Raw genomic sequence first — 11,999 nt, forward strand, 5'->3', positions numbered from 1 at the left:
CGGCGCGTCACCCGCATGAGAGCTCTCTCATGCGCAGGCACGGGCCGCTCTCATCTCCCGCCGCGACCGTGGTCACGTCAACCCGCCACCCCATCACCCACGGAGGAAGCCATGACCACCACCGCCTCGACGCCGTCGCGTCGCCACTGCCGCACCGCCGCGATCACCGCCGGCGCTCTCATCGCGGGCTCGTTCACGCTGCTGGGCGCGACCCCGGCCTCCGCCGCGGACCGCGAGTTCCGCTACGCGGGTGCGGACGTCGAGTTCGACGTCGAGAAGGACGACGGCCGCTTCGAGGTCGACGTGGACGTGGACGATGCGCGGGACGGCCAGCGCTTCCGCGTGATCCTCTGGCACGACGGCAAGAAGTTCCACGACCGCATCCACCGCGCGGACGACGACGGCGACTTCGACATCGACCGCGACCGCCCGAACACGGCCGGTACGGACACTTTTAAGCTGAAGATCAAGCGCGTCGGCGGCGACCACGCCGCAACCCGCACCATCCGCACCCGCTGAACCGGCGCATCGTCCCCCGGCGTGGGGAACGTGAGACGCGAAGGCCCGGTTCGCGGCGCGTACCGCCGCGGACCGGCGCCTTGCTCCGAAGATTCAGCGACGTGCTCGCACGTCGAAGACGTCGCGAAGGCCGTCACCGAGGAAGTTCATGGCGAGCGTGACGCTCACCATCGCGATGCCGGGCGCGGCCGCGATCCACGGCTGGTAGAAGTTCTTCGCGCCTTCGGTGATCATGGCGCCCCACTCCGGCGACGGGGGGAGCGCGCCGAGACCGAGGAAGCTCAGCGAGGCGACGAGGAGCACGATCTGCCCCAGGTCCATGGTGGCGTTGACCATGATCGGGGTGACCGAGTGCGGCAGGATGTGCCGGAACAGCGTCCGCCATCTGCTTGATCCGATGGCCTTCGACGCTTCTACGTGCTCGCGCTCCTTGATCGACATGACCTGTCCACGCGTGAGGCGGGCGTAGATCGGCCACCACACGGCCACGATCGCGAGCAGCGCGTTGGTGAGCCCCGGACCCAGTGCCGCGGCGACGGCCATCGCGAGCAGGATCGCGGGAAACGCCATCGTGATGTCGGCGACCCGCATGATGGTCGCGTCGACAACCCCGCCGAAGAAGCCGGCGATGGCACCCAGCAAGCACCCGATGATCAGCGAGGCGCCGATGGCGGCGACAGCGATCGGCAGCGACTCGCGCGCGCCGTACAGGGTGCGACTGAACACGTCGCGCCCAAGCGAGTCCGTCCCGAGCAGGTGCTGCGCGCTCGGCGCAGAGAGGCGGGCTCCGGTCTCGGCGAGCGGATCGAAGGGCGCGATCCAGGGCGCGGCGACCACCACGAAGAGCCAGGCCGCCAGCACCGCTCCTGCCACGAGGATCTGCGGGTTGAGCCATCCGCTATGGCGGATCCGGCGGGTGCGCGCGCCCACCGCGCGGAACAACGCCGTCTCGGCGATCGCGGTCATGACAGCCTCACTCTCGGGTCGATGGCGGGATACGCGATGTCGGTGACGAGGTTCGCTATCAGGAACACCGCGCCGCCAAGCAGGCAGACCGCGTTGATCGCCGGGTAGTCGAGGGATCGTGTGGCCTCGACTGCATACGATCCGATCCCATTCCAGGAGAAGATCGTCTCGACCAGGACGGCGCCCATCAGCATCGCTCCGAAGGCGAAGCCGAGGATCGTCACCACGGGCGTGAGCGAGTTGCGGAGCACGTGCCCCCGCATCAGCTGCGACTCGCTGACCCCCTTCGCGCGGATGGTGCGCACGTAGTCGGAACCGAGCTCGTCGAGCATCGAGGCGCGGACGAGTCGGCTGATGGTGCCCATGAGGCCCCAACCCATGATGAACGCGGGCAGAAGCAGATGACCGAAGGCGTCCCAGAAGAGGGGCATGTCCCCCTGCAGTAGCGCATCGATCGTGTAGAAGCCGGTGACATCGGCCGGAGGGATCACCCGTGAGCTCAGCCGGCCCGGTCCAGGGAGGATCCCCAGCTGGGCGTAGAACACGAAGAGGAGCACAAGCCCGGTCCAGAAGATCGGCAATGACGAGCCGATGAGCGCGAAGACACGGCTCACGTGGTCCGGCGCGCGGTTCTTCCTGCTCGCCGAGATCACGCCGAGGAGGATCCCGCCGATGGCCCCGATGATCAGGGCCATGAGCGTGAGCTCCAGAGTCGCGGGCAGCCTCTCCGCGATGTCCGACGACACCGGCATCTTGGTCTGGAACGAGGTGCCCAGATCGCCGGTCAACAGGTTCCCGATGTACGTGAGGTACTGGGTCGGCAGCGGCTGATCGAGGCCCCACTTCGCCTCCGCGGCGGCCACGATCTCCTCATTGCCGAGGTTGCGCTGTCCCACGATCGACGCGATGGGATCTGCCGGCAGCAGCCGTGAGATGACGAATGCGAGCGTGACGACGCCCAGCAGGAGCAGCGGCATGGACGCCACGCGCTTGAGGATGAAGCGGAACATGATCTCCTCGCGCGTGGCGGGCCCCACGGAGGGACCCGCCACGCACTCGTGTAGTGGCCGTTACTCCTGAATGCCGAGGCCGGCGAGATCGAGGTTGCAGCAGGGGCTGTACTCGACTCCGGTCACGTCGCTCGCGTAGGCGAGCACGAGCTGCGGGTTGACGATCGGCAGGATGATGAGGTCGTCCGCCATCTCCTGACCGAGCGCGGTGTAGGTCGCGATGCGGTCCTCACCGGTCTCGGTGAGCGCCTGGGCGAGGCCATCCACCTCGGCCTGGTTGACCACCGCTCCGTCCACGCTCGCCGTCGCGCTCCAGGCGCCCGTGGGCACCATGCCGAAGTACTGGACGTACTGGCTGGAGTCCATGTGGTCGGGCGCGAAGTACACCGCCGTGATCGGGGAGCCGCCCGAGCCGAGCATCTCGGCCCACTGGGTGTACTCCATCGGGGTGAGCTCGAGCTCGATCCCGACCTCCGCGAGGTCCTGCTGGATCGCCTGCATCATGACGTCGAAATCGACGCCGTACACCGCGAACTTGGGGTACGCGGAGCTGATCGTGAAGCCATCGGCGTAGCCGGCCTCGGCCAGCAGCTCCTTGGCCTGCTCGAGGTCCTGGGAGGGCAGCTCCTGGTCCTCGCTTCCCTCGAAGCCGTTCGGGATCGGGGAGCCCTGCGTCTTGCCGTAGCCCCCGACGGTCGTGTCGATCACGCCGTCGTAGTCGATCGCCAGCTTGATGGCCTCGCGGACGCGCTCGTCCTCCAACGCCTCTCCACCGGCAGCTCCGGGGGCGAGCATCAGGTAGACGAAGTTGTACGAGTCGACGACCTCGGTGGTCACTCCGGTGACGCCCTCGAGCTGGGCCAGCGCGTCGGGAGCGATCTGCATCGCGATGTCGACGTCGCCCTGCTGCAGCTGCTGCAGCTGCGAGCTGGAATCGGTGACCTCGTTGATGACCACCGAGGGGAAGGTGGGCTCATCGCCCCAGTAGTTCTCGTTGGCCGTCAGCTCGACCGACTGACCGGACTCGTAGCCTGCCAGCGTGTAGGGCCCGCTGCCCGCGGAGTTCTGGAGGAACCACTCCTCGGAGGCGTCCGCCGTCGCCGCGTCCTCGCCTGCCGTCGCGCCGTTCGCGACTGCGACCTCCTCGTTGACGATGCCGAGGTACGGGGCGGCACCGATCGCGAGGAACGCGGAGTTGGGATCCGCGAAGTTGACGGTGACCGTGTGCGCGTCGGGCGTCTCGATCGACTCGAGCCCGGCGAGGAGGAAGGAGGCGGAGCCCTGGAGGTTGACCATGCGCTCATAGGTGAACTGCACGTCGCTGGCCTCGACCGGCGAGCCGTCGGAGAACACCGCGTCCGGGTCGAGCTCGAAGGTGAAGCTCGTCGCGTCATCGTTCACCGTCCACGACGTGGCGAGGCGAGGGACGATCGACGACGGGTCATCCGGGTCCACGGTGACCAGGGTCTCGTAGACCGCGCTGAAGATGATCTGACACGTGTCGCAGTACCCGCGCTGCGGATCGAGCGTGCTGACGTCCATCGCCCGGGCGATGACGAGCTGACGTGCTCCTTCTGCTGCGGACGTGGTCGCGGGACTACCGCAGGCGGACAACGCCGTGGCGAGGGCGGCAACCCCCACGATCGCACCCTTGGTGCGCGCGAGCTTTCCGAGGCGGGGACGGTTCATCGGGCGGAACTCCTTCTCATCTGGTGCTGCTGGGCTGGTGTGGAGGAAGGGTCAGAGGGTTGAGATCTCCGCGAACGCACCGTCGGTGCGCTCGAGGGCCTCGGCGATGTCCGCGTCCGTGTGCGCGGCAGAGAGGAACATGTTGTGCCAGGGGTGCATGATCACGCCGCGACGGATGGCGGCGTCCGTGAAAGCGAAAGCCGTCCTCAGTTCCGGGTCGTCGGCGAATCGGACGAAGGGCATCGTCTCGGGCCCGGTCTGCACGATCTCGAAGCCGTGCGCGGTGGCCTGGGTGTCGAGTCCCGCGCGGAACGCCTGCCCGGCCGCCGTCATGCGGGCGATGCCGTCGGTCTCGATGAGCTGACGGATGGTCGCGACGCCGGCGGCGTGCGCGACGCCACCCATCCAGAAGGATCCGGTGACGTAGATCTCGCTCGCCGCCTGCCTGAGCGCGTCGATCCCGACCACGGCGGCGAGCGCGTACCCGTTGGCGATGCCCTTGCTGAAGGCGGTGAGGTCGGGCCGGACGCCGTACGGCTCCCAGGCGCCGGCGGCGTCCAGGCGGAACCCTGTGCGCACCTCGTCCAGGATCATCGCGGCGCCGGCACGGGTGGCGATGGCGCGAACGCCGCGCGCGAACTCAGGCGTCGCGAACTCCTGGTCGACGAGCCCGTCGTGCCGGAACGGCGGCACGATGATCGCGGCGAGGTCGCTCCCGGCCTCCGCAACTGCGGCTTCGAGGGACGCGAGGTCGTTGTAGTCGAACTCGATGATGTCGGCCCGGTCGGCCGCGGTGACACCGGCCGGCGCGGGGGTGAACCACGCGTTCGCGCCGTGATAGGCCTTACGCGCCTTGACGAGCTTGGACCGTCCGGTGGCCGCCCGCGCGGTCATCACGGCGATCGAGGTGGCGTCCGTACCGTTCTTCGCGAACATCGCCCACTCCGCGTGCGCGACCGTGCCCACGAGCAGCTCCGCCAGCTCGACGAAGTGACGCGTGGGGCCCGCCAGGGCATCGCCGAGCGCCTGCTGCTCCGCGGCGGCCGCGTCGACCTTCGGATTTGCATATCCGATGAGCATGGGCCCGAAGGCGCACATGAAGTCGATGTACTCGTTCCCGTCCGCGTCCCAGACACGCGCTCCGTGGCCGCGGGAGTAGAACTGCGGGTAGCTCGGCGGCATCATCCGGAGCACCGACATGTGCCCGTACACGCCTCCGGGGACGACGGCGAGCGCGCGCTCGCGCAGCTCAGCATCGACCGTCTGCAGGCGGGTGGGGGTCGCGAGGGACATGGCCTTCCTTCCGAGATGGCGTACGCGGAGGGCTCCGCATGAGAGAGTATTTCGGACGGGTGTTCAAGATAAATATCGATCCTGTTACACGCACGTAAAATTGGGCAGGCGTCCGACATACTTGGTCCGACGCATGCCATTCAGAGACGAGGGGGCGGGCAGTGCCGAAGATCGTGGACCACGACCAGCGACGACGAGAGATCCTCGAGGCGGCCTGGAGGGTCATCGCTGAACAGGGGATCGGCGCGGCGACCGTGCGCGAGATCGCCAATGAGGCCGGCTGCTCGAACGGGATCCTGTCGCACTACTTCGCCAGCAAGGACGAGATCCTCATCTCGGCCCACAAGCTCGCCTTCCATCGCGTATCGGAGCGAGCCGCGGCCGCCAACAACGGCACGAACGGCGCCGGAGCGCTTCGCCAAGCCCTGTACGAGGCCCTCCCCCTCGACAAGGAGCGCCACATCGAGGCGGTCATGGACGTGAGCTTCTGGTCCCAGGCGCTCGCCAACCCGCGGCTCAACGCCGTCCGCCGAGAGTCGGTCGCAGAGAGCCGGCTGTGGTGGCTGGCGATGCTCGAGGACGCGCGGTCGGCCGGCGAGCTGACTGCCGACGTGCCCGACGGCGTGCTTTGCGACGAGATCATGGCGCTCATCGACGGGGTCTCCGTCCAGGCGGTGATGTACCCCGAGGACATGACGCCGGAACGCCAGCGAACGATCGCCGACGGCTTCCTGGCTCACCTGGGGATCTGAGCCGGCGCCCCTGTGCCTCTCCGGCGAGGTGTGATATTTCTTTTTAGGACACGCGTCCAATAAAAGAAGGGGCCTGAGCCCGATGAGCACCGACACCTTGTCCACGCACCCCTCCGACAGGCCGGCCGCCGGCCGCACCGCGGCGCTCGCGCGGCTCGGCATCCCCCAGCTCGGCCTCGGCGTCTTCGACATGGACCATGAGACCACCGCCACCGTGGTCGCCTCGGCCCTGGAGCTCGGCTACCGCTCGATCGACACCGCCGCGATCTACGGGAACGAGGCTGCGGTCGGCGAGGGAATCCGGCGCGCCGCGATCCCTCGCGAGGAGCTGTTCGTCACTACGAAGCTGTGGATCGACGCGCACGGCGTCGAGGAGGCGCAGCGCGCGGCGGAGGACTCACTACGGCAACTCGGCCTCGACCAAGTCGACCTCTACCTGATCCACTGGCCCCACTCGGTGGCAGGCCGGCATCGCGAGGCGTGGCTCGGCCTCGAGCGCGTGGCGGATCGAGGGCTCGCGTCGCGAATCGGCGTGTGCAACTTCAGCACCGCACAGCTGGACGACCTGATCGCGCTGGGAGGTCGCGTCCCCACCGTCAATCAGATCGAGCTCCACCCCTTCCACACCCGGGCCGCCGAGATGCTCGAGGACGACCGTCGCGGGATCGTCACCGAGTCGTGGTCGCCGCTCGCGCGAGGACGGGTGTTCTCCGATCCCCTCATCGCGCGGCTTGCCGAGCTCTACGGGGTGAGCGCCGCACAGATCGTGCTCCGCTGGCACGTCCAGCAGGGCTTGATGACCGTCCCTAAGAGCGCGAACCCCGCGCGCCTCGCGGAGAACCTCACGGTCTTCGACTTCGAGCTCGAACCCGCGCACATGGTCGAGATCAGCGCCCTCGATCGCGGCGAGTGCATCGAGCCTGACTACTACGCGCTCGGCTGAGCGCCGCAGGCGCACTCCCCGTCCCGCGAATTTACGTGGACTTAACAGGGTGGAGCGGCCCAGGAAACCCTCGCCGCTTATTTTGGTCACATGTCCGATAACATGACGGCTACCCCACGTGCGCACTCACCGAAGGACGCCGAGAACCCCACGCCTACCCTCACGGTCCGCAACCTGAAGGTCACCTTCCGCACCCAGGCGGGCGAGGTCACGGGAGTGCGCGACGCATCCTTCGACCTGATGCCCGGTCGTACGCTGGCGGTCGTCGGCGAGTCGGGCTCGGGGAAGTCGACCATGGCGGGGGCGATCAACCGCCTCCTGGCATCGAACGCGACCATCGCCTCGGGCGAGATCCTTTTCGGAGGCCGCGACCTCACGACGCTGACCGACCGTGAGATGCGGGCGGTGCGCGGCGCAGGCATCGGCCTGGTACCCCAGGACCCGATGTCGAACCTCGACCCGACGCAGCGCATCGGACGCCAGATCACCGAGGTGCTGAAGGTCCACAACCTCGCCTCCGGCCGGGCGGCCGACGCCCGCGCGGTCGAGCTTCTCGAGATGGTCGGCATCCCCGAGCCGGCCCGTCGGTTCCGCCAGTACCCGCACGAGCTCTCGGGCGGGATGCGACAGCGCGTGCTCATCGCCATGGGGCTCGCCTGCGAACCGCGGCTGCTCATCGCGGACGAGCCGACCTCGGCGCTCGACGTCACCGTCCAACGGCAGGTTCTCGACCAGATGGCCGACCTCACCGCCCGCATGGGCACCGCGGTGATCCTGATCACCCACGACCTGGGGCTCGCGGCGGAGCGCGCGGACGACGTGCTGGTGATGTTCCGCGGCGACATCGTCGAGCACGGGCCGGCCGCCGACATCCTGCGCAACCCCGAGCACGAGTACACGCGGCGCCTGCTGGACGCAGCACCGAGCATCACCAGCCACCGCCCTGTCCGTCGCGCCCACGATGCGGATGCACCGGCACTCGTCGAGATCATCGACCTCGCCAAGGAGTACACGGTGCGCGACAGCGCGTGGGGGCGGAAGCGGGCGTTCCGCGCGGTAGACGGCTCCACTTTCAAGATTCGTCGCGGCCAGACCGTCGCCATCGTCGGCGAAAGCGGGTCCGGCAAGTCGACCACCGCCCGGATGGTGCTCGGCCTTGAGCGTCCTACGAGCGGAGTCATCGCGTACGACGGGCGCAACACCGCCGGGTTCACCGCTCAGCGACGCTTCGAGTTCACGCGCAAGGTCCAGCCCGTCTTCCAGAACCCATTCGCGTCCCTCGATTCCCGCTACACGATCGGCGCCACCATCGCCGAACCGCTGGTCGTGCATGGGGTCGGGACCAAGGACGACCAGGAGCGTCGGGTGAAGCAGCTCGCCGAGCAGGTCGCCCTGCCGGTCGAGCTTCTCGACCGGCACCCCCACGAGCTCTCCGGCGGACAGCGCCAGCGCGTCGCCATCGCGCGTGCGCTCGCGCTTCGGCCGGAGCTCGTGGTGCTCGACGAGGCCGTATCCGCCCTGGACGTCCTGGTCCAGGCGCAGATCCTCGAGCTCCTGGCTCGACTCCAGGACGAGCTCGACCTGAGCTATCTCTTCATCAGCCACGACCTCGCGGTCATCCGGCAGGTCAGCGACTATGTGCACGTCATGCAGAACGGTGTGATCGTCGAGAGCGGAACGCCGGAGGAGATCTTCGACTCGCCGAAGCACGAGTACACCCGCCAGCTGCTCGCGGCGATCCCTGCGGTCAGCGTCTAGGAGCAGCGCGCGGCGCGACGAACCGCCGCATCGACCCCCCGGCGCGGGGACGCGGACACACGAAGGCCCGGTCCGCGGCGCGTACCGCCGTGGACCGGGCCCCGTGATTCCTCGGGCGAGGAAGCCTCCTAGCCGGTGACGCCCACGATCTCGCTGACCTCGACGCCCACCTCGACGGACTTCCACACCTCGCCGCCGACGTAGTCGACGATGTGGATGGTGCCGGTGGCGGGCTCGGTCACGTAGGCCATGCCGGCGAGCACGGTGAGCGCCGGGTGCGCGGACTGCCACTCCTCGGGCACCTCCCACGGGTCGATCACCGGGATGCTCCGCACCACCTCGCCGGTCGCGGGGTCGATCACCCGCAGCGCGCCGTCCGTGCCGAGCACCAGGGCCTCGCCGTCGGCGCCCCGCGCGAGCCCGCGCCAGGTGTACGCCGCCTCCGCGCCGTCGAACGGGTCGACCACGTCGAGCGTCTCGGCCTCGGTGTCGATCAGCGTGACCCGCGTGAGGTCGATCCCGCCCTCGGGGTCCGTCTTGTAGTCGCCCAGCACCACGTCGGAGCCGTCCGTCGAGTACAGGTTGCCCGTGCGCCCGAACGCGTCCGGCGCGGCGAGCTTGTGGACGTGGTCGCCGTGGAACGCGAGCACGCCGTCCTCGCATCCCACCAGGTACATGTCCTCTCCCGCGGCGTTCTCGAACGCCGCCTCCCCGTGGACGCCCGGGCACCGGTCGCTCGAGGCGACCACCGCATCGTCCCCGTCGAGGAGCATCGCGCCGGACCGGCTCTCCTCGTCGCCGACCGTCACCAGAAGTGCGCCGTCCTCGCCCGCGACGGCGACGCCGTGGTGCGCCTCCGCCGCGGTCCAGGACCGCACCACGTCCAGGTGCCCCTCCTCGACCATGTGCTCCCAACCGTCCGCCTCGACCACGGTGACCTCGCCGGTGCCGTCGTCGAAGAATGCGGTGAGGCCGTCGTGGACCACCACGTGACCGGGCTGCCCGGCGGCGATCGTGAGGTCGGTGAGCGCCGGCTCCGCCGTGAAGTAGTGCGCGTGGTCGCCGTGCGCCTGGGTCCAGGTGCCGGCGTCGAGCATCCGGAAGCCGCCCGTGGTGGACAACGCGACGTGGCGCCCGTCCCCCGCGCCGTTGAGGCGGGTGAAGCCGTCGAGGGCGATGTCCGCCTCGACCTCGAGCGTGTTCGCGTCGAGGACCGTGAGGCCGCCGTCGTACGTGAGCACGATGCGCGGGGTGGCCGCCGCGCCCTCCGTCGCGGAGGCCTGGTGGTCGGGTTCGACCTCGAGCGCGTCGGCGCTCGCGTCGACCTGGGCGTCGCCCGTCGAGCAGGCGGCGAGCGAGAGGGTCAGCGCGGCGGCGCCCACGAGCGAGGCGGCGCGGGCGGTGCGGGATGTGCGAGTCATGGTGGTGCGGGCCGGTGCGGCCCCCTGCCTTCCTGGTCGATGCGTGCGCCCCGCGGGTCGGGGCGACCTCCGCACCGTACCTGATAACGAGAACGATTATCAATAAAGACCGCGGCGAGGCGGCGTGAGCCCGGCGCGCACCTAGCATCTACTTCACAGGTAAAGTAAATCCATGGCACCGTCGCCCACCGACCCGTTGAGCCCCGCCGAGGACGCGCTGCTGCGCGAGCTCGCACGCGTCGCGCTCACGCTCCCGCGCGTCTTCGCCGCCGCCCTGGGACCCGTCGCCGGGGTCTCGCTGTCCGAGTACCACGCGCTCATGCACCTCTCCGAGGCGCCCGACCACACCCTGCGCATGAACGAGCTGGCCGCCCGCACCGGGTTGTCGCTCGGCGCGGTCACGCGCGTGATGCGGGCGCTCGAGGCCCAGGGACTGGCCGATCGCCGCCGTGCCGCCGCCGACGGCCGCGGGCAGGAGGCGTTCCTCACCGACGCGGGCGTCGCCCGCCTCGCCGGGGCGATCCCCGTGCACCGCGCGAGTGCGCGCCGCGAGATCTTCGACCGACTCGACCCCGCGGAGGTCGCGGTGCTCGCGAGCGCGCTGAGCCGGATCGGGGGTGGCGCGTGAGCAATCCGTACGCGCAATCCGTGGAGTACACGCGCTTCGGTCCATGGATCGATCGGGTCACGGAAGACGGCGAGATCCCCCGCCTGTTCCGCGACCACCCGGTCGACCTCGCGGCCGCGCACCTGGTCCTCAAGGTCCCGCGCAACATCCCGCGCCGCGACGCGACGCCGGACATGGACCTGTACGACCACCTGCTGATCGTCGACGGCACCGAGCTCACCGTCCTCAGCCGCGACGGCCACGACGCCGACCGCCGCCGACCCGCTCCGCCTCGCGGGTTCGGCGTTGCGCGCATCCCGCTCGACAAGATCGTCGCCCTCGAGGACTCGGTCAACCTCCTCCATGGGCGCTATCGCATCCACACGAGGGACGGCGGCGGCATCGGCTTCGCGTTCAGCGGCTCCGCCCGCGCGAGCCTCGCTCTCCTCACCGACGCGCTCCGGAACGCCTTCTCCACCAGGGACGATGCGGCGGCCACCGGCCTCGCAGGACGCGCCTTGGCCGCGGCGACGGCCGGGCGGACCGCCGATCTTGGGCCGTTCGACGCCGCGGGCGACCTCGCCCTGACCGCGGACCTGCGGGACGTCACCCTCGCCCACCCGGCGGTCGCCGCGTGGGCCTGCCACACCCGACGGGTTCTGGTGCCGACGGGCGAGGGCGTGGCCGGCCTGCTCCGCCGCATGGGCCACGCGTGGTCGCCGGCGGTGCTGCAGGGCGCGATCATCGGCGGCGATGGCGCCGCGCTCGAGGTGGTGGGACGTCACGAGCGGCTCACGCGCGGCAACGCTCCCGTCCATTCGGCATCGCGGCTGACCGTATCGCTGGCCGCGCTCGACTCGATCACGGTCACGGATCTCGCGGGCTATGCCGACGCGGCGGCCGTCACGCTCGCGTCAGGCGGCTGGTCGGCGGTCCTGCCCGTTCCCCGCGGCTCGGCGACGTTCGACCTGCTCGCCGCTGCGGCGTGACGCGGGACCCGGCGCGGCGGCGCTCCTCCGCCGCCGCGCCGCACCCGGGGGT

At 69.8% G+C, this 11,999-nt stretch carries 11 protein-coding genes; 6 read left to right on the forward strand and 5 right to left on the reverse strand.

Translation table 11 applies throughout. From position 1 onward, the window contains the following. Positions 1-111 precede the first annotated feature (111 nt). The gene (locus AOM05_RS02495) at positions 112-519 is read left to right on the forward strand and encodes a hypothetical protein (RefSeq protein WP_062519167.1); all 408 of its coding nucleotides are present in this window, start codon (positions 112-114) and stop codon (positions 517-519) included. 93 nt (positions 520-612) lie between these two features. Here AOM05_RS02495 and AOM05_RS02500 read toward each other — a convergent pair whose 3' ends face one another. From AOM05_RS02500 to AOM05_RS02515, 4 genes are read right to left on the reverse strand one after another with little or no spacing between them, the layout of a single operon-like run. After that, entirely contained in the window at positions 613-1,485 is an 873-nt protein-coding gene (locus tag AOM05_RS02500; RefSeq protein WP_062519168.1) for an ABC transporter permease, read from the reverse strand. Beyond that, on the reverse strand, positions 1,482-2,495 hold the full coding sequence (locus AOM05_RS02505; protein WP_062519621.1) for an ABC transporter permease: 1,014 nt from the start codon (positions 2,493-2,495) through the stop codon (positions 1,482-1,484). The genes AOM05_RS02500 and AOM05_RS02505 overlap by 4 nt, the downstream gene beginning before the upstream one ends. 60 nt (positions 2,496-2,555) lie before the next feature. After that, positions 2,556-4,184 carry an ABC transporter substrate-binding protein gene (locus AOM05_RS02510; protein WP_082097196.1) on the reverse strand — a complete coding sequence of 543 codons (1,629 nt, stop codon included), beginning with the start codon at positions 4,182-4,184 and terminating at the stop codon, positions 2,556-2,558. Between the two features lie 51 nt (positions 4,185-4,235). Then, positions 4,236-5,477 carry an aminotransferase class III-fold pyridoxal phosphate-dependent enzyme gene (locus AOM05_RS02515; protein ID WP_062519169.1) on the reverse strand — a complete coding sequence of 414 codons (1,242 nt, stop codon included), beginning with the start codon at positions 5,475-5,477 and terminating at the stop codon, positions 4,236-4,238. Positions 5,478-5,638: 161 nt separating this feature from the next. Between AOM05_RS02515 and AOM05_RS02520 the strand changes: the two genes are divergently transcribed. The 3 genes from AOM05_RS02520 (at position 5,639) to AOM05_RS02530 (ending at position 8,930) form a co-directional block, all read left to right on the forward strand. Beyond that, a complete protein-coding gene (locus AOM05_RS02520; protein WP_062519170.1) occupies positions 5,639-6,229 on the forward strand; it encodes a TetR/AcrR family transcriptional regulator in 591 nt (196 codons plus the stop codon). 82 nt (positions 6,230-6,311) lie between these two features. Next, complete coding sequence (locus AOM05_RS02525; RefSeq protein ID WP_082097197.1) at positions 6,312-7,172, forward strand: aldo/keto reductase; 861 nt, start codon at positions 6,312-6,314, stop codon at positions 7,170-7,172. Positions 7,173-7,262: 90 nt separating this feature from the next. Beyond that, positions 7,263-8,930 carry an ABC transporter ATP-binding protein gene (locus AOM05_RS02530; RefSeq protein WP_082097198.1) on the forward strand — a complete coding sequence of 556 codons (1,668 nt, stop codon included), beginning with the start codon at positions 7,263-7,265 and terminating at the stop codon, positions 8,928-8,930. Positions 8,931-9,058: 128 nt separating this feature from the next. Here AOM05_RS02530 and AOM05_RS02535 read toward each other — a convergent pair whose 3' ends face one another. After that, entirely contained in the window at positions 9,059-10,351 is a 1,293-nt protein-coding gene (locus tag AOM05_RS02535; RefSeq protein WP_062519171.1) for a beta-propeller fold lactonase family protein, read from the reverse strand. A 172-nt stretch (positions 10,352-10,523) separates the two neighbouring features. Between AOM05_RS02535 and AOM05_RS02540 the strand changes: the two genes are divergently transcribed. Both AOM05_RS02540 and AOM05_RS02545 read left to right on the forward strand, forming a co-directional pair. Further along, complete coding sequence (locus tag AOM05_RS02540; RefSeq protein WP_062519172.1) at positions 10,524-10,979, forward strand: MarR family winged helix-turn-helix transcriptional regulator; 456 nt, start codon at positions 10,524-10,526, stop codon at positions 10,977-10,979. Continuing rightward, complete coding sequence (locus tag AOM05_RS02545; protein ID WP_156165001.1) at positions 10,976-11,947, forward strand: hypothetical protein; 972 nt, start codon at positions 10,976-10,978, stop codon at positions 11,945-11,947. The genes AOM05_RS02540 and AOM05_RS02545 overlap by 4 nt, the downstream gene beginning before the upstream one ends. Positions 11,948-11,999 lie beyond the last annotated feature (52 nt).

The organism is Demequina silvatica (assembly GCF_000971215.1).
Taxonomy (GTDB): domain Bacteria; phylum Actinomycetota; class Actinomycetes; order Actinomycetales; family Demequinaceae; genus Demequina; species Demequina silvatica.